The organism is Nocardioides sp. CCNWLW239 (assembly GCF_037137035.1).
Lineage (GTDB): Bacteria > Actinomycetota > Actinomycetes > Propionibacteriales > Nocardioidaceae > Nocardioides.
Genome location: NZ_JBBBNW010000003.1, coordinates 15844 through 32865 on the forward strand (window position 1 = coordinate 15844; position 17022 = coordinate 32865).

A 17022-nucleotide genomic window follows, 5' to 3' on the forward strand; every position below is an offset into this window, starting at 1 on the left:
ACAGGCAGGCGAACAAGGCCGAAACCAGCCGAAGCCAACCTGGAGGGGATGAAACCGCTCGACGACGACCTGCTGGCCGCGGTGGTCAACGTGACCCCCACCGCGCTGTGGGTGATCGGCGGCGACGGCACCGTCCAGCTGGCCAACCAGGCCGCGCTGTCCCTGCTCGGCTACAGCTCGGCCGACGAGATCATCGGTGCGCCCAGCCACGAGACACTTCACGATCACCGCCCCGACGGGACCGCGTACCCCTCCGAGGCCTGCCCGATTCTCGACCGTCCGGGGGCGGCCACCGTGACAGCGCCGGAGTGGTTCTTCACCAGCCAGGGCCGACCGTTGCCGGTCGCCTGGTCCACTCGCGAGGTCGGTACGACCGGGGCCACCTTGCTTTCTTTCGCTCTGGCCACCGATGCGCCCGGGTTCGTGCTCGACGCGCACGACGAGGGAGACGTCATCACGCGCGACGCCCTCCGAAGAGCGGTGGACCAGTGTGTACGCGAGCGGTTCCGAGACCCGGAGTTCACCGCGGCCGACCTCGCCTCGGAGCTGCATCTGTCCCTACGTTCGGTGCAGGCCCTGCTGGCGGAGGAAGGTCGCTCGCCCGCGGCCGAGATCCGGCGTGTCCGCCTCGAGTTCGCCAGCACGCTGCTCGCCCGCGGGGCTGCAGTCTCCGACGCCTGTCGTGCGAGCGGGTTCAGCGAGGTCGGTACGTTCGGACGTGCCTTCCGCCGTCAGTTCGGCCAGACTCCGAGCTCCTGGGCACGGGCAGCCGGATAGCAGACGTCAGTGGGCGGTGGCGACGCAGAACTCGTTGCCCTCGACGTCGCGCAGCACGGTCCAGTGGATATCGAACTCGCTGTGCTCATCGACGATCGTGGCGCCGAGACCGACCAGGCGAGCGACCTCCGCGTGGCGGTCCTGTGCGATCAGATCGGGATGAGCGCGGTTCTTCGCCTGCCGCGGCTCGGGAACCCGTGCGAACAACCACGCCGGTACGCCGGGGGTGGGCTGCTTCAGCCCGATGGAGCTGAACTCCTCGGTGCTGTCCTCGTCGAGCGGCCGGCGCAGGGCGGCGGCCCAGAAGCCGGCGGTGCGCAGTGCGTCGGAGCAGTCGAAGGTGATCGCGCCGAGGGTCAAGGTCATGGTGTGTCCTTTCGAGGGATGAGTGGCCAGACGATGTCGGTCTGGTAGGCCGACGGCGGCACGCCGTCGGAGTCGCTGGTGACGTACGCCTCCCGGAGCGGCTGCCCGCTCGGGGTTCCGTGGTGGGCGACCCATGTGCCGAGGAGCCTGTAGGTGTCGGGCAGGGTCTCGTGATCCCCGACATGGGTGACGACGGCGGCGGTCACCGGTGGCAGGCGCAGCAGGGTTGTGCCCGCCGGGGAGGCGTCGGCCCGGACGGTGAAGTACGCCGTGACCTCCTGCTCGGCGTCGTCGAGGAGCTCCGCGTCGTAGAGGGCCGACGCCGGCCCAGTGATCTCGACGCCTGCGTCCTGACAGGCTTGCTCGAGCCGCCCGTACGCCCCCACCAGGAAGGCATCGTAGGTGCTGTCCCGGACGACGCCGGTCACGGCGACGGCGCTTGCTGCCGGGAGCTCGACCAGACGTGGAGGGGTCCAGGACTCCGGTGGTGCCGCGTGCAGGTCGTGGACGATCTGCTCGACCCGCCGCGCGCGCTCGCGCATCTGGTCGGCATGGCGGGCCAGCGTCGCCGCGGTGACCTCCGGATCCCGCGCCGCCAGGATCGTGGCGACGTCGGCGAGGGGCACCTCCAGCTCCCGGAGCCGGCGGATCGCGGCGGCATCCGCGAGCTGCCCGGCGGCGTACCGACGAAAGCCGGTCTCCGGGTCCACCGCAGCCGGGGTGAGCAGGCCTTGGGCGTGGTAGGCACGAAGCGTCTTCACGGACAGGCTGGCTGCGCGCGAGAACGTCCCGATGGACAGCAGCGGCTCGCTCATGCGGCCATCCTTGCCTCTCTCCCCGGGGGAGAGGCAAGCAGTGCATCGCGCTCGGACGTTCGGTCAGGCTCGAGCCAGCCCGTCCAGGAGAGCTCGGAGGGGTGGCCAGCGGTCTCGGCCGCGGCGCGTCGCGGCATAGCCGCGCAGCCGGACCGTCGGATCGGTCAACGGCCGAACCGCGACGCCGCGGCGAGAGGGGCGCCCTTGCGGCAGCAACGCGAGCCCGTGGCCTGCGAGGATGAGCTCGTCGACGAGCTCGAGCGCGTCGACGCGGTGGACCACCCGGGGCGTGAACCCCGCCATCGAGGCCAGAGTGCGCAGCACCTCCTCGTCGGCGGTGTGGCGCGAGTTCACGATCCAGTCCCTGTCGGCGAAGGCCGCGAGCGGGGCGCGCGGCTCGTGTCGCGGCATCCCGAGGCCCCACTCGACCTCCCACAGCGCGATGGTCTCGTGCTCGCTGTCCCACGACGCCGGGGCGAGGTTGTAGTCATAGACCAGTGCGAGGTCGACGTCGTCGCGCGCGAGCAGAGCCAGAGACTCGGGCGGCTCGTGCTCACGCACCCGGATCTCGATGCCGGGATGGGTGTGGCGGAACTCGTCGATCACCGGCAGGAGGGACCGCCTGATCGCGGAGGCGAACCCGGCCACCCGGACCACGCCGACCGGCTCCGCGTCAGGATCCAGGTCCAGACGTGCGGCGTCCACGGCCGCCAGGATGGTGACGGCATGCTCGGCCAGGCGATGGCCCGCGGGGGTGAGGCGGACGCGCCGACCGTCGGGCTCGATGAGCGCGGTGCCGACCTCGCGAGCGAGGACGGCGATGGCTTGGGACACGGTCGAGGTGGTGGTGCCGAGCTCAGCGGCGACCTCGTGCATCGAGCCGAGGCGAGAGAGCTCGAGCAACATCCGGAGCCGACGCACGTCCATCTGTTCATTGTTTCGGAATTCTGAATATATTGTCCAGCATTGTCACGTGGACGCGAACGGATGGGATGCGATCAACTGGACCCATGTTCAGACCGGCTGCTCGTCCCGCCCCCTCCGCCCGCACCGGTGCCTCGATGGCGATGGCGGCCATGCTCTGCGTACAGCTCGGGCTGGCTGCGTCGGTGGGCCTGATCGATCAGCTCGGCGCAGCAGGTGTCGCCTGGTTGCGCCTGTTCTGGGCGGCGCTGGTGCTTCTCGTTCTCGTTCGGCCGCGGCTCTCCTCGTTCAGCCGAGAGACGCTGACGGCCGGTGTCGCTCTCGGCGTCGTCACCTCCGGCTTGACGCTGCTGTTCATGGCGGCGCTGACCCGGCTCCCGCTCGGCACCGCGGCGGCGCTGGAGTTCCTGGGGCCGCTCGGGGTGGCCGTCGTCCGCAGCCGCGGCATCGCGCGGGCGTGGGCACTCGTGGCCGCTGGTGGGGTGGTGTGCCTGACCCAGCCGTGGGACGGCGCCGTCGATGCGGTCGGCGTGGCGTTCGCGCTGAGCGCGGCCGCCTGCTGGGCGTGCTACATCCTGCTCACCCAGCGGGTCGGTGACGCGGTCACCGGCATCGGTGGACTCGCGATCTCCATGCCGGTCGCGGCACTCGTCGCCACCTTCGTGGTCGGACCGAACATCGTCGGAAAGCTCACGCCCGAGCTCCTGCTGGCCGGCCTCGGCCTGGCGCTCCTGGTCCCGGTGGTGCCCTTCGCCCTGGAGATGCTGGCGTTGCGTCGCCTCACCGCCGGCGCCTTCGGGACCCTCATGGCGCTCGAGCCGGCGATCGCACTGGTCATCGGGTTCCTCGCCCTCGGCCAGGTGCCCAACTCCGTCGCCGTCCTCGGGATCGGGCTCGTGGTCGCGGCCGGTGTGGGCGCAGAACGGGCTGGAGGCCGCACCCCGTCCGCACCGGTCGACGAGACCGACGCCGCGTCTCCGGCGGCGAGCGTCAGATCCGGTTCGGGGTGCCTCGGGTGACGTCGGTCGTGGCGACCTCACGCCGCCACATCAGGACGGCGATCGCGCCGAGCAGCACGGGGAGGCCCACGGTGAACCCCCGCCACACGATCAGCGCGGCCACGGCCGCCGCCTCGACCTCGGGCCCGCCAGCCTCGACCAGGGCGGCGAGAATCAGGGCGTCGACGATCCCGATGCCCCACAGCGGGAACACCGTGAGCGGGAACGCGAACAGGTAGGCGATCGCGATCCACACGAAGCCGACCTGGTCGGCCGAGACCCCGACGAAGCGCAGGCACAGCATCAGCAGAGCGAGGTCGACGACCATCATGCCGGCCTGCGAGGCCACGGCCCAGACGAATCCGCCCCGGAACCGCTCGGAGATGTCGGCACGGAAGCGCTGGCAGGCATCGGCCCACCGATCGGGGTCGACCGTCTTCCGGAACCGGCGGACGACCTGGGCCGAGCGGGTTCCGACGGCCCGAGCGAGCGGGTCGCTGCGTACGATCAACAGCACGGTCACGAGGATGACGACCGCGACCGCGATGCTGAGCAGCTCGAACCACCGGTACGACGGGGACTCGCCGACCGCGAACAGCAGGACGAAGCCCAGGAGCGGCGCGGAGAACCTCGCGATGTAGAAGGTCAGCGAGTTCATCACCGTGCCGGCCAGGCCCTTGGCGGCGCTGACTCCCCACGACTTGAACATCGCAACCCGGAGCGCGATGTCGCTCGGCGTCGGCGCGATCATCGACATCAGCGTCGCGCCCAGGTCGTTGATGGTGGCCCGGTAGAACGTCACCCCGCGGATGAAGAATCTCAGCGGCATCGCCAGCAGGATCTGACGCACCAGCACCAATGCGACCAGCACGACGGGCTGCCACCAGCTGAGGTGGGTCAGCGCGGCCCAGACCGCCTCCCAGTCGACCTGCCCGACCAGACGTACGACGATGACGGTGCTGATCACCGCAACCAGCAGCAGGACGACGCGCGAGACCCACGCGCGCCCTCCGGGGCGGGCAGCGCCGACGTCGGGACTCTCCGGTGTGATCACTGCTGCCGCGGTGGCTCAGTAGTCCACGGGGTCTCGGGAGATCGGACAGGTCATGCAGTGACCGCCGCCGCGACCGCGGCCCAGCTCGGCGCCCACGATCGTGATGACCTCGACCCCCGCCTTGCGCAGCAGGGTGTTGGTGAGGGTGTTGCGGTCGTAGGTGAACACCACGCCGGGCTCGACCGCGACCGCGTTGTTGCCGCTGTCCCACTGCTGTCGCTCGGACTGGTAGACGTCCCCACCCGTGTCGATCACCCGGATCTCGGACAGCCCGAGCGCCTTGGCCACGACGTCGACGAAGGCCGCGTCGCCGTGATCGATCACCTCGACCCCGGGCGACCGGTCCGAGGGCACGAGCGTGAAGGTGTGCACGGCGCCCATGATGGTCGGGTACAGGGTCACGATGTCGCGGTCGACGAAGGTGAAGACCGTGTCCAGGTGCATGGCTGCCCGCAGCTTCGGCATCCCGGCCACGATCACCTTCTCCGCGGCGCCCTGCTCGAAGAGAGCCTTCGCCACCTGGGTGATCGCCTGACGCGACGTGCGCTCGCTCATGCCGACGAGCACCACCCCGTTTCCCACCGGCATCACGTCGCCGCCCTCGAAGCTGGCCTGACCCCAATCCTGCTCGGGGTCGCCCCACCACACGGTCGAGCCGACGTAGTCGGGGTGGTGCTGGTAGATCGCCTTGTAGAGAAGCGTCTCCTCCTTGCGTGCGGGCCAGTAGAGCGGGTTCATGGTGAGCCCGCCGTAGAGCCAGCAGGTCGTGTCACGGGTGTAGAGCGTGTTCGGCAGCGGCGGCATCAGATACTCCCGGGCACCGGTCGACTCCCGCGCGAGACCGACGTAGTCGGAGCGGAAGTCACCGGGCAGGTCGTTGGTCGCCAGGCCGCCGATGAGGAACTCCGCCAGCTGGCGGTCCGACACCGACTCGAGGTACGCCCGGGTGTCGTCGACCAGCCCGAGACCGACCTGGTTCGGGACGATCTTGCGGTCGAGGATCCAGTCCTTCGCACCGGCGACCGCGAGCGTCTGGGCCAGCAGGTCGTGCAGCTCCACGACCTCGACCCCGCGCTGGGTCAGCTTGTTCACGAAGTCGGCATGGTCGCGCTGCGCGTTCTCGACCCACATCACGTCGTCGAAGAGCAGCTCGTCGTTGTTGCTGGGAGTGAGCCGACGGTGGGCCAGGCCCGGTGCGCAGACGAGCACCTTCCTGAGCCTGCCGACCTCGGAGTGGACGCCGTATGCGGACCCCTGCTCGGACATGGAGTGCCTTTCTGTCGTGGACTCTGGTGTGGACTCTGTCGTTGGGTCTGTCGATGGCTCTGTCGATGACGGAGGTCAGAGGGATATCCGGCCGGACCACAGGCCGAAGACGCCGATCGCCGCTCCGATGAGGATCGCGCCGAACAGCGCGATCTCGGTGGGGCTGAAGATCCTCCGGCCGTGCTCGCTGCGAGCCTTGATGTAGAGCAGCGACGCCGGCGCGAGGATCACCGTCATCAGCAGCACGAACTTCAGCCCGGCGGCGTCGAAGAGGAACATCGTGTAGGCCGTCGCGATGCCGGCGATGATCGTCTCCTTGCGACGTACGCCGACCGGCACCCCTTCGTAGGCCTCGCCGGTCAGCCCGAGCTTGAGCGCGTAGGCAGCGGCGAGCAGGTAGGGCAGGATCGCCAGGCTCGTCGACAGGTCGAGCATGAAGTTGAGCGCGTCGTTGACGAACAGGGTCAGGGCGAGGAGCGCCTGGACGCCCAGCGACGTGACCACGAGCGCGGTGATCGGGGTGCCGTTGCGGTTCTCCTGGCCCAGGAAGGCGGGCATGTCGTCGGCGCGGGCCGGGATGTACATGACCTCGGCGGCCATCAGTGTCCAGGCGAGGTAGGCACCGAGCACCGACACGACCACCGCGACGCTGATGAAGACCTCTCCCCATTCCCCGACCACCGACTCGAAGACCCCCACCATCGACGGCTGCCGGGTGGCGGCGAGCTCCGGCTGCGGGACCACGGAATAGCTGGAGAGGGTGACCAGCGCGAAGATCGACAGCACGCTGAGGAAACCCAGGACGGTGGCCTTCCCGACGTCCTCGCGCTTCTTGGCGTAGCGCGAGTAGACGCTGGCCCCTTCGATACCGATGAAGACGAACGTGGTGATCAGCATCGTGTTGCGGATCTGCTCGTCGAGGCCACCGAGATCGCCGTAGCCGGTGGCGACCCAGTTGTCGGCGAAGACACCGGCGTCGAAGGAGATGAAGAGCACCACGATGAACACCAGGATCGGCAGGACCTTGAAGACCGTGACGATCCGGTTGATCACGGCGGCATCCCGGACGCCGCGCGCGATCAGGTAGTGGAACAGCCATACCCCCACGGTTGCGACCGCGACCGCGAGCACGGTGTCGCCGTCTCCGAAGCCGTCGAAGAACGCGCCGATGGTGGCCCCGATGAAGACCCAGTAGAAGGTGTTGCCCGCCACTGAGCTGGCCCAGAACCCGATCGCCGAGTTGAAGCCCATGTAGTCGCCGAACCCGGCCTTCGCGTAGATGAAGACCCCCGAGTCGAGCTCGGGCTTGCGGATCGCGAGGTTCTGGAAGACGAACGCCAGCATGAGCATGCCCGCACCCGCGATCGCCCAGGCGATCAGCGAGCCGAGGATGCCGGTGGCGACCCCGAACCGGGCCGGGAGCGAGAAGACGCCGGCACCGACCATCCCGCCCACGACCATGGCGGTCAGGGTGGGAAGGCTCATCGTCGCTGCTGCGGGGGCTTCCTTGGTGGCAGCGTCAGAACTCATGCTGACTCCCGTATTTTCTTGGCGGATGAGGCCAGTTGTCATCGACAGCAGCAGTTCGGATCTTTACAGTCCAGGACGAGGCCGTCATAGGGCTTTTGGCCCAGGTTTCGGCGCACATCTGGGCTATCGGAGGACGTGCCCGATTTTGCGGTGGATCGGGATTCGACGGAGGGGATCGGCGGCTAGGGTCGGTGCATGAGCGACGTACGGCGGGCATGGATCGCCCGCGCGGTCGACCTGGCGCGGGGGCAGCTGCGAGCGTCGTTCGCGGCGACGGCCGGCACCGTGGTGCTTCTCTGGGCGTCGCTGACACCGTCGTTGATGCCCCGCACGGCGGTCTTCCAGGCGCTGCTGACCGCGTTGTGCATGCTCGCCGGCTATGGCGCCGGCGGGCTGGCCGGATGGCTGGTGCGCTGTTGCGGCGGTCGGCTCGCCGGTCGGGCGCGGGTGATCGCCTGGCGCGTTCTCGCCGCGGTCGGTGGCATCGGCACGCTGATCGTGCTGGGGCTGTCGCTGAGATGGGAGAACGAGGTGCGCGACCTGGTCGAGGTCGACCGGGTGGGCCTCCTGCACGTGGTGCTCACCGTGCTGATCACCACGGTCCTGTTCGCGCTGCTGCTCTCGCTCGCACGGGGGAGCAGGGCCTTGGGTCGCACGATCGGCCGGTTCGTCGGCCGTTTCCTCCCCGCTGCGGCATCGGCTGTCATCGGCGGCCTGATCGCAGCGCTCCTGCTCTACTGGCTGGCGATCGGGGTCGGTGGCAACCGGCTGCTGGGTGCGCTCGACTCCTCCTTCGCCGCGATCAACGAGGAGTTCAGCACCGAGATGCCGCCGCCGACCGCGCCCGAGCTCACGGCCGGCCCGGTCTCGGCCCAGGACTGGGAGGACCTGGGCAGGCAGGGTCGAGTCTTCGTGGCGAACGCACCCTCGGCGGACGACATCGGCGCGTTCACCCAGAAGCCTGCCCTGCAGCCCGTGCGGGCGTACGTCGGCGCCGGCCCCGAGGGCGTCGACATCCGCGACGAAGCGCGCGAAGCGGTGGCAGAGCTCGAGGCGCTCGGAGGCTTCGACCGCGCCGTGGTCAACGTGGCGACCGGGACCGGCCGGGGCTGGGTGAACGAGAACCAGGCGCAGGCGCTGGAGTTCATGTGGGGTGGCGACACCGCGACCGTCAGCCTGCAGTACTCCTACCTGCCGAGCTGGATGTCCTTCGTCCTCGACCGGCAGCGGGCCCAGGATGCGGGCCTTGCGCTCTTCGACGCCGTCTACGGTCGCTGGCTGGAGATCCCCGAGGCCGATCGCCCGCTGCTGGTGGTGAGCGGTGAGAGCCTGGGCAGCTTCGGTGGCGAGGCCGCCTTCAGCGGCGCCCAGGACCTCGCTACCCGCACCGACGGGGCGCTGTTCGTGGGGCCGACGGCTGACAACCGGCTCTGGGACCGGTTCACTGAGGAACGTGAGCCCGGGACCCCGCAGGTGCTGCCGGTCCTCGACGACGGCGAGATCGTCCGGTTCGCCGACCAGCCCGAGGACTGGACGAAACCCGCCGCCTGGGACGGCACCCGGATCGGTTACCTCCAGCACGCCAACGACCCGATCACCTGGTGGTCCCCGTCGGTGGCCCTCGAGCGCCCGGACTGGCTGGCGGAGGAGCGGGGGCGCGACGTCTCTCCGAACGTACGCTGGATCCCGGGCGTGACGATGCTGCAGCTGGGCGTCGATCAGTTCTCCGCCAGCGCGGTGCCCGACGGGCAGGGCCATGAGTTCGGCACGGCACCGGTGCGTGCCTGGGCCGCGATCCTGCCGCCGCCGGGCTGGACCGATCAGCAGACCGAGGAGCTGGTCGAGGTGATCGGCGACCGAGCGCTGCTGCGGTGACAGCGAGCCCGGTCAGGTCCGGTTCGGGTCACCGCGGGTGACGTCGACGTACTCGATCTCGATCGTCGAGAGGGCGATCCCTGGATCCGGCCCGAGGAACTCCCTGACGATCGCGAGGATCTGCGGGCGCAAGGTGTCGGCGAGCGGATGGAGCTCGACGCCGTATCTGGCGACGAGACGGATGTCGATGCTGGTCAGGCGACTGTCGTCGACGTGCAGGTCGATGGTCTCCGGCGCATGGGTCGGGTGTTCCTGGAGGAGCCGGCGCAGCGCCGCGGTGATGACGCGCGCGGAGACGAAGGTCCTCGATCCTTCCTGGTCGCGCGCGGTCGTGCCCTGCGCGGTGAAGGTCAGGATCGGCTCCGACGGGACGACCACCCGGCGCACGCGCGCCATGATCGAGTCGGCCAGGTCGACCCACCCGGCGGGTTCGTCGGCTCGGGCGGCGCGGACGGCGCGATCGAGCGGGCTGGGATCTAGCGCCATCGTGCCATCCTCTCCGCAAGTGTGCGTCGCCCGCGGTAGAGGTGTCCACGGACGGCGCCGATCGGCATGGCCAGGGCGATGGAGATCTCTTCGTAGCTCATCTCTTCGATCTCTCGGAGCAACCAGGTCGCCCGTTGATGCCACGGTAGTTCGTTCAATGCTAGCTGCAGCGCCTCCAAGAGCTCGGCGTCGAGCACGGACTGCAGCGGGTTGTCGGCGGCCACCGGGCTGAGCCGCGACAGCAGCCCGTCATCGATCGGAGTCGCGCGCCGGCGACGCTGGAGGTCGGCGGCGCGGCGGTGCACAAGACGGATCAGCCACGTACGCAGCGACGACTGCCCCGCGAAGCCGGACAGGCTTCGCCATGCCGAGACGAACGCGTCCTGGGTCGCTTCGGCGGCATCGGTGGCGTCGCCGACGAGGCGCACGGCGTAGCGGTACATCGCGGGGCCGTGGCGGTCCACGATCTCCCGGAAGGCCTCTTGGTCGCCCAGCCGGGCCGCGCGCACCAACGCTTCGTCGGTCGCCGACGGCTCCGTTGACGCCTGCGGATTCGACATCGCCCCCGAGTCTCTCTTCTGCCACCGCACCCGTGCGGTGTGCGGATAGGAGAGTTCTACCATTCCCTCGGAAAAGGATGTGATCCAGAACACACCGCTTTTCTTGTGACATTTCGATGGGAAGACGCGACTAACGGGCGTCAACACCACCGAACAGGATCAGAAAGGTACTTCTCATGACGCAGACGAAGGCCGGAAGCACCAGCGTGACGACGACCAGCGGACAGTCCGCGGACGGCGACTCGGGTGTCCTGGTGAGTGAGCACGGACGTACGTCGATCGCCGACACCGTCGTCTCCAAGATCGCAGGCATCGCTGCTCGCGAGATCAGCGGCGTGCACGACCTCGGTGGCGGTGCCGCCCGTGCTGCCGGCGCGATCCGTGAGCGCATTCCGGGCTCGCGTACGAATCTCGGCCAGGGCGTAGCGGTCGAGGTCGGCGAGCGCCAGGCCGCCGTCGATCTCGACATCGTCGCCGAGTACGGGACCTCGATCCCCGACCTCGCCACCGCGATCCGCCGCAACGTGAAGGCATCGGTGGAGCGGATGACGGGTCTCGAGGTGACCGAGGTCAACATCACGGTGCACGACGTCCACCTCGAGGACGAGTCCAGCGACGCCGACCAGGACGCCGGCCGGCGGGTGGAGTGACCGTGGACGCCGCGCCCGAACCGCGGGACGACGGCACCCAGCCCGAGGTCGTCGATGTGGTCGCCGCCGCGGTGCTCGCGGTGCCCGGCGTCCATGACCTGCACGCCGGAGCCGCGGGCGAGGTGGCCACCTATCTTCCCGGCCGCCGGGTGAACGGGCTGCGGCTGCGGGAGACCGGCTGCTCGGTCCATGTCGTCCTCGAGTGGGGCCGGCCGGTCCTCGCCACCACCGACGCGGTGCGTGACGCCGTCCGGCCGTACGTTGCGGGCCCCGTGGACGTCACGGTCGAGGACATCGTCCTGCCCGACAGCCCCGGCTCGGCCACGAGCCGCTCTGACCTTTCTGAGGAGAACACGCCATGACCAACTCGACACTCGGCCTGGTCGCCGGACTGTTGCTCACGATCGCCATCGTCACCGGAGGGCTCGTCGGCCTGCTCCTGGCCATCGTGCTGGGCGGAGCCGGCTACCTCATCGGGGGCCATGTCGACGGCGAGCTCGACCTCCGCAGCATGCTGCGAGGACGCCGTGGTTGAGTCCCCGACGCGCGCCATCGACACCGACACCGGGCCCGATGACCCGACGGCGGATCGCGGGACGCTGGACGTCCGGAACAGGGCCGTCCAGCGGATCGTCGAGAACCTGGCGCTGCAGCTCCCCGGCACGGTGGCTCGGCAGAGCACCCTCGGCCGGATCACCGGGATGGCGCTGCCGAAGGCCGATGTCACGGCCGAAGGTCGCGCCGTCCGGGTGAAGCTGGACATCGCGATCACCTGGCCCGGAAACATCTCGCGCATAGGTACGGCCGCACGGGAAACCGTACGTAGGGAGGCATTCCGCCTTTCCGGCATCGAGATCCGCAGCGTGGACGTCACCGTGCACGCGGTCGACCCGTCGGTCGCCGAGGACACCGGTAGGAGAGTGGAATGACCACACACACCGTCGAACAGACGGACAGGCTCGAGCCGAGGAGTTCGAGCTCTCGTCCGTCGGCGCCGCGCACTCAGCCGCGCCGGGCACCGGTGGTGGTCCTGATGGCTGCGCTGCTCGCGCTGGTGCTGCTCGCGCTGGCCGTGGTCGCCGTCCGTGACCTGCTGATCAGCCAGGGGTGGGCCACCGGCTCGCAGGTGGCCCCTGCCGTCGTGGACGGCAGCGACGGCCTGCGCTCGTCGGTCGGGCTGGCCATCGCCGGGGGAGTCGTCGCGCTCCTCGGGCTGGTGCTGGTCTGGCTCGCGATCAAGCCCGGCCGGCGTACGCATCTTCGTGTGACCGGCGACGCCGACCTCTGGCTCTCGCCCGGCGCCGTCGCCGCGTTGGCCCAGGAGACCGCCGACCGGCTCCCCGGGGTGATGTCCGCGGACTCGTCCCGCAGCACTCGCCGCCGCATCGTCGTCGACATCGTCGCTGCTCCGCGCGACGCCGCTGACGGGCCGCACGGTGCTGCCGGGGTCGTCGAGCACGTCGACGCGGTCCTCGCCGACGAGGTCGGCTGGCTGACCGGATCGACCATCAAGGTACGCGCCACGGAGGTGCCCCGATGACGCCGCGCGTGATCAGATTCGATCGCGGACTGACGCTGCTGGTGGGCGTGCTCCTGGTCGCCCTGGGTCTGCTGATGATCGACTGGCACTACCAGTGGGTCCTCCAGGACTACCCGGCCGAGGTGTCCACCGACGCAGCGACCGAGGTCGTGACCGCCGCGTGGTTCCCGTGGGCGTTCGCCGCCGCGGGTGTCGTTCTCGGGCTGATCGGCCTGGTGTGGCTGGTGGCCCACCTTCGCCGCCGCGGCCCCTCGACGCTGCGCCTTCGCACCAGCGACCAGTCCGGAAGGGTCCAGGCCGACCTGCGGTCGGTCGCGGACGCGGCCGCCGCCAGGCTCGAGGACCTCGCCGCTGTCACGGCCGTGACCGGCACGGTCGTCACGATCCGGTCGCGCCCGGTGATCCAGCTGCGTGGGCGGATCGACCCCGTCGCCTCGGTCACCTCCATCACCGAAGCCGCCGAGACCTGCTCGCAGGACCTCGCCGAGGCATTCCCTGACGGCGCGGTCACCTGCCGCATCCTGGTCGACTCACCGCGGCGCGGCAGGGCCAGGCGCCAGTCCAACGTACGAGTGCGCTGATCGCGGTCGTCGAGATCCCGCACCATCCATCACAACACAGAGAAGGAGTAGGGAAATGAGTATGAGTGACAAGGCCAAGAACGCCGCGCAGGACGCGTCCGGCAAGGTCAAGGAGGCCACCGGCAAGGCGACCGACGACGAGTCCCTCGAGGCCGAGGGTAAGGGCGACCAGGCCGGGGCCTCGATCAAGAAGGCCGCCGAGAACGTCAAGGACGCGTTCAAGAAGTAGGCAGTCGGTCTGCTCGATGCTCCTGGTGGCGGCGCGGCGCCGAGCGGGGGCGGGGGCCGCGTCGTCCCCAGGAGCATCGAGCAGCCCACGCGTTCACCCTAAACGTGTGAGCCGATCCGCACCGTCCAGGGCGAGTCTGGGATGGTCCACTGAGAGGGAGATGACGATGGGTTTTCGAGACCGACGTGAGCAGCGCCAGGAGGAACGGGAGGCCTTCGGGCGCGGCGGGACCGCCAGGCGCTTCCAGATGCGCCAGAAGATGATCTCCATCGGAGACGACTACTGGATCGAGGACGAATCCGGCGACCGCGCGTTCAAGGTCGACGGCAAGGCGCTACGTCTGCGCCAGACCTTCGACCTCGAGGACCCTCACGGCACCAAGCTCTGCCGCATCCAGACCAGAGTTCTGCACATTCGGGACTCGATGGCGATCGAGGACGCGGACGGCGAGAAGCTCGCTCTCGTGCACAAGGCGCTCGTCTCGCCGCTTCGCGACCGCTGGAAGGTCGACATCGAGCACGGTGACGACTGGAAGGTCCAGGGCAACATCGTCGACCACGAGTACGAGATCGAGGCCGACGGGCGCAAGATCGCCGAAGTGTCCAAGAAGTGGTTCCGGATCCGGGACACCTACGGCGTCGAGGTCGCGCCCGGCGAGAACACCGCCCTCGTCCTGGCGGTGACCGTCGCCGTCGACGCGATGGTCCATCCGGAGAAGTGACGGTGGCCGGCCCTGCTGAGACGGGTCGCGCCTGGTCGAGCTCGACGAGGCGTACGCCTCGGTTCCTGGGGTCATAGAGACGACCAAAGGCCCCGAGGATCGGGTCCAGGGTCCCTGTCGCGAAGCGCCCTCGCCGAATGAGGGTGGATCCATGAACGAGCGCAACGGTCTCGGCCGCCGGAGCTCACGGCACCGAGACCGGAGTGGCCGTGGCTCGTTCGACGGCCGCGCAGGCGCGTCCGTGCTGCTCTGCTCCGCAGGCAGCGGAGGTCACCCATAGCGGGTCGCCCCAGGCGCCTCGCCCGTGCTCGACCGTCCACGACGCGCGTGTCGAGATCGACCCGTCCGTGGCCCCGACATGCGAGGGGGATGCCGGGACCACGGACGGTGTCATGGGCGCGCCGATCAGCTGGTCACAGCAGGACGCGTGACCGAGAGGCGAATCCGAACGGTTCGTCCGGCGAGGTCATGAAGCGGACGGGCTGGCCTGTAAGCCGGGGAGTGGTCCCGTGGGAAGGGTTGGTGATGGCCGTCGACGGCATTATGCGGTTGACCTGCGAAAACACGGTGGCCGTCGATGGTTGTGAGCTGCACGGAGTGACTCTCGACCGGACAGTAACCGGACAGTAGTGACCGGCCGGGGTGGTCTGCAACCCATTCGCGGAGCCGGCCGCGCCAGAAGGCAGCCCTGGCGCTCGGCTGGGCGCCTTCCGGGGTTGCTCTTAAAGCACAGGACCCGACACAGGCGCCCACACAGACGGCAACGGTGGGGACGGGGATCTCCTCGAGGCAGCGGTACAGCTCCGCGAACGCCTCCATCCTCGCTCCGCCGGCCTCCGTGTCGAGCGGCTCGACGACGTCGGCTCCCTGCACAGATGGCGTCGGTGGACGTGGTCGACAGGACGAGCACCCGCAGGGTGGGGTCGTCGAACAGGTCGGTGAGCGCGGAGAAGAGCAGCTGCTGGAGGGAGGGTGGCGCGGTCGAGCCGCAGCAGTTCGACGCAGTGCTCGCGACGCTCTCGCTGGATGCTCAACCGTGCGCGACCGGGGCCGACGCCGGGACCGTCGAGGTCGTCGGCGTCAGTTCGCGTTTGAGGATCTTCCCGGTCGCGGTCATCGGCAGGCTGTCGACGAACTCGACCACACGTGGGTACTTGTAGGAGGCCATCTGGTCCTTGGCCCAAGCGACGAGGTCAGCTGCGGTGAGGGTGGAGCCTGGCCGGAGGATGACGAACGCCTTGATCTCCTCGCCGTGGCTCTCGTGCGGTACGCCGACGACGGCGGCCAGGCTCACGTCCGGGTGCGTCACGAGGACCTCTTCGATCTCGCGGGGATAGACGTTGAAGCCGCCCCTGATGATGAGGTCCTTGGACCGGTCGACGATGTAGTAGAAGCCGTCCTCGTCGCGTCGGGCGAGGTCGCCGGTGCGGAACCAACCGTCTTCGTCGATCACCTCGGCGGTCGCCTTCTCGCGCTGGTAGTAGCCCTTCATCACGTTGTGACCCTTGATCGCGATCTCGCCGATCGCGTCAGGGGACCACTCGATCTCCGACCAAGAGGCCGGATCGACCAGCTTCATCGAGACACCGGGAATCGGCTTGCCGATGGAGCCGGTGCGCGGCGCCTCGCCGTATGGCGCGAACGATGCCACCGGAGACGTCTCGGACAGGCCGTATCCCTCGGCGACCGTGACGCCGAACCGCTTCTCGACATCGCGGTGGATCTCGACCGGAAGCGCGGCTCCCCCGGAGATCGCCATCCGAAGGTTCTTCGCCAGGGTCTTCACCTCCGTGCCGCTCTCGAGCGCACCGAGCAGCCCCCAATACATCGTCGGCACTCCCGCGAAGACGGTCACCGACTCTCTCAGCATCGTCTCGATCACAGGACCCGGCTCGAACCGGGGCAGCATCACGACCGTTCCGCCGAAGGCGAAGCCACCGTTCTGGATGACCGTCTGGCCGAAGGAGTGGAACAGCGGCAGCACGCACAGGTACGTGTCCGGCCGGGTCACGTTGCAGCCGAACAGGTCCTTGCTCGCGAGCGCGTTGTCACGCATGTTGCGATGCCTCAGCTCCGCACCCTTCGGCTGCCCGGTCGTGCCGGAGGTGTAGAGGATCACCGCGGTGTCGTCCTCGTCCGTGGCCACGGTCTCGAACGAGGTCGGCTGGCCGGCCATGGCCCGGGCGAAGGTCTCGGTGTCCGCGATCGAGGAGGACGCGGCTGGGTCGCCGGTGATGACGAAGAGCTCTCTGCACGCGTCGACCCGGTCGAAGCCGGCCTTGGCCTCGATGCCGATGGGCAGCTCCGTGGTGCCCTCGAAGGTGAACAGCGCCTTCGCATCGGAATCGTCCAGGTGGTAGGCGACCTCGCGCGCCTTGAGCAGCACGTTCAGCGGGACGACCACGGCGCCCGCCTTGAGGATGCCGTAGTACACGATCGAGAAGTACGGCAGGTTCGGACACATCAGGGCGACCTTGTCGCCGGGCTCGATCCCGCGCTCGACGAGCAGGTTCGCGACCTGGTTCGAAGCGGCGTCCACCTGGCTGTACGTCAGGCGGGTGGGGCCCAGGACCAGGGCGACGCGGTCGGGGTACGCGCGAGACGATTCCTCAAGCAGAATCGACAGGTTCAGCATGGTGACTTCCTCGGT

At 69.2% G+C, this 17022-nt stretch carries 20 protein-coding genes; 11 read left to right on the forward strand and 9 right to left on the reverse strand.

Going from position 1 to position 17022, the window contains the following annotated elements:
* Positions 1 to 48 precede the first annotated feature (48 nt).
* Positions 49 to 777 carry a helix-turn-helix domain-containing protein gene (locus WBG06_RS11865; protein WP_336736962.1) on the forward strand — a complete coding sequence of 243 codons (729 nt, stop codon included), beginning with the start codon at positions 49 to 51 and terminating at the stop codon, positions 775 to 777.
* A 6-nt stretch (positions 778 to 783) separates the two neighbouring features.
* Here the strand turns inward: WBG06_RS11865 and WBG06_RS11870 are convergent, their stop codons facing one another.
* From WBG06_RS11870 to WBG06_RS11880, 3 genes are all read right to left on the reverse strand, one after another.
* Positions 784 to 1143 carry a VOC family protein gene (locus WBG06_RS11870; protein WP_336736963.1) on the reverse strand — a complete coding sequence of 120 codons (360 nt, stop codon included), beginning with the start codon at positions 1141 to 1143 and terminating at the stop codon, positions 784 to 786.
* A complete protein-coding gene (locus tag WBG06_RS11875; protein WP_336736964.1) occupies positions 1140 to 1958 on the reverse strand; it encodes a MerR family transcriptional regulator in 819 nt (272 codons plus the stop codon). Before WBG06_RS11875 ends, WBG06_RS11870 begins: the two co-directional genes overlap by 4 nt.
* Before the next feature lie 63 nt (positions 1959 to 2021).
* Complete coding sequence (locus WBG06_RS11880; RefSeq protein ID WP_336736965.1) at positions 2022 to 2885, reverse strand: LysR family transcriptional regulator; 864 nt, start codon at positions 2883 to 2885, stop codon at positions 2022 to 2024.
* Positions 2886 to 2968: 83 nt separating this feature from the next.
* On the opposite strand from WBG06_RS11880, the gene WBG06_RS11885 reads away from it, so the two are divergent.
* Positions 2969 to 3901 carry an EamA family transporter gene (locus tag WBG06_RS11885; protein WP_336736966.1) on the forward strand — a complete coding sequence of 311 codons (933 nt, stop codon included), beginning with the start codon at positions 2969 to 2971 and terminating at the stop codon, positions 3899 to 3901.
* On the opposite strand, the gene WBG06_RS11890 is transcribed toward WBG06_RS11885, so the two are convergent.
* The 3 genes from WBG06_RS11890 to WBG06_RS11900 all read right to left on the reverse strand — a co-directional run bounded on the left by WBG06_RS11890 (position 3873) and on the right by WBG06_RS11900 (position 7730).
* Positions 3873 to 4934 carry a lysylphosphatidylglycerol synthase domain-containing protein gene (locus tag WBG06_RS11890; protein WP_336736967.1) on the reverse strand — a complete coding sequence of 354 codons (1062 nt, stop codon included), beginning with the start codon at positions 4932 to 4934 and terminating at the stop codon, positions 3873 to 3875. The two genes, WBG06_RS11885 and WBG06_RS11890, sit on opposite strands and share 29 nt — an antisense overlap.
* 15 nt (positions 4935 to 4949) lie before the next feature.
* Positions 4950 to 6200 (reverse strand): arginine deiminase, encoded by a 1251-nt coding sequence (locus WBG06_RS11895; protein WP_336736969.1) that lies wholly within the window; start codon positions 6198 to 6200, stop codon positions 4950 to 4952.
* A gap of 75 nt (positions 6201 to 6275) precedes the next feature.
* On the reverse strand, positions 6276 to 7730 hold the full coding sequence (locus WBG06_RS11900) for a basic amino acid/polyamine antiporter (protein WP_336736970.1): 1455 nt from the start codon (positions 7728 to 7730) through the stop codon (positions 6276 to 6278).
* A 195-nt stretch (positions 7731 to 7925) separates the two neighbouring features.
* Here WBG06_RS11900 and WBG06_RS11905 point away from each other — a divergent pair, with 195 nt between their 5' ends.
* The gene (locus tag WBG06_RS11905) at positions 7926 to 9605 is read left to right on the forward strand and encodes an alpha/beta hydrolase (RefSeq protein ID WP_336736971.1); all 1680 of its coding nucleotides are present in this window, start codon (positions 7926 to 7928) and stop codon (positions 9603 to 9605) included.
* Between the two features lie 12 nt (positions 9606 to 9617).
* Here WBG06_RS11905 and WBG06_RS11910 read toward each other — a convergent pair whose 3' ends face one another.
* A complete protein-coding gene (locus tag WBG06_RS11910; RefSeq protein ID WP_336736972.1) occupies positions 9618 to 10091 on the reverse strand; it encodes a hypothetical protein in 474 nt (157 codons plus the stop codon).
* Complete coding sequence (locus WBG06_RS11915) at positions 10082 to 10651, reverse strand: RNA polymerase sigma factor (RefSeq protein ID WP_336736973.1); 570 nt, start codon at positions 10649 to 10651, stop codon at positions 10082 to 10084. The genes WBG06_RS11910 and WBG06_RS11915 overlap by 10 nt, the downstream gene beginning before the upstream one ends.
* 176 nt (positions 10652 to 10827) lie before the next feature.
* On the opposite strand from WBG06_RS11915, the gene WBG06_RS11920 reads away from it, so the two are divergent.
* The 8 genes from WBG06_RS11920 to WBG06_RS11955 all read left to right on the forward strand — a co-directional run bounded on the left by WBG06_RS11920 (position 10828) and on the right by WBG06_RS11955 (position 14372).
* The gene (locus WBG06_RS11920; RefSeq protein ID WP_336736974.1) at positions 10828 to 11301 is read left to right on the forward strand and encodes an Asp23/Gls24 family envelope stress response protein; all 474 of its coding nucleotides are present in this window, start codon (positions 10828 to 10830) and stop codon (positions 11299 to 11301) included.
* A gap of 2 nt (positions 11302 to 11303) precedes the next feature.
* A complete protein-coding gene (locus tag WBG06_RS11925) occupies positions 11304 to 11663 on the forward strand; it encodes a hypothetical protein (protein ID WP_336736975.1) in 360 nt (119 codons plus the stop codon).
* Positions 11660 to 11836 (forward strand): DUF2273 domain-containing protein, encoded by a 177-nt coding sequence (locus WBG06_RS11930; RefSeq protein WP_141794238.1) that lies wholly within the window; start codon positions 11660 to 11662, stop codon positions 11834 to 11836. Before WBG06_RS11925 ends, WBG06_RS11930 begins: the two co-directional genes overlap by 4 nt.
* The gene (locus WBG06_RS11935) at positions 11829 to 12230 is read left to right on the forward strand and encodes an Asp23/Gls24 family envelope stress response protein (RefSeq protein WP_336736977.1); all 402 of its coding nucleotides are present in this window, start codon (positions 11829 to 11831) and stop codon (positions 12228 to 12230) included. The genes WBG06_RS11930 and WBG06_RS11935 overlap by 8 nt, the downstream gene beginning before the upstream one ends.
* 104 nt (positions 12231 to 12334) lie before the next feature.
* Positions 12335 to 12841, forward strand: coding sequence for a DUF6286 domain-containing protein (locus WBG06_RS11940; RefSeq protein ID WP_336736978.1), 507 nt, complete (start codon positions 12335 to 12337; stop codon positions 12839 to 12841).
* A gap of 8 nt (positions 12842 to 12849) precedes the next feature.
* Positions 12850 to 13422, forward strand: a complete 573-nt coding sequence (gene amaP, locus WBG06_RS11945) for an alkaline shock response membrane anchor protein AmaP (protein WP_336736979.1) — start codon at positions 12850 to 12852, stop codon at positions 13420 to 13422.
* Between the two features lie 55 nt (positions 13423 to 13477).
* Entirely contained in the window at positions 13478 to 13651 is a 174-nt protein-coding gene (locus WBG06_RS11950) for a CsbD family protein (protein WP_336736980.1), read from the forward strand.
* A gap of 166 nt (positions 13652 to 13817) precedes the next feature.
* Positions 13818 to 14372, forward strand: coding sequence for an LURP-one-related/scramblase family protein (locus WBG06_RS11955; protein WP_336736981.1), 555 nt, complete (start codon positions 13818 to 13820; stop codon positions 14370 to 14372).
* Between the two features lie 1030 nt (positions 14373 to 15402).
* Here the strand turns inward: WBG06_RS11955 and WBG06_RS11960 are convergent.
* Positions 15403 to 17007 (reverse strand): long-chain-fatty-acid--CoA ligase, encoded by a 1605-nt coding sequence (locus tag WBG06_RS11960; RefSeq protein WP_336736982.1) that lies wholly within the window; start codon positions 17005 to 17007, stop codon positions 15403 to 15405.
* Between the last annotated feature and the right edge of the window lie 15 nt (positions 17008 to 17022).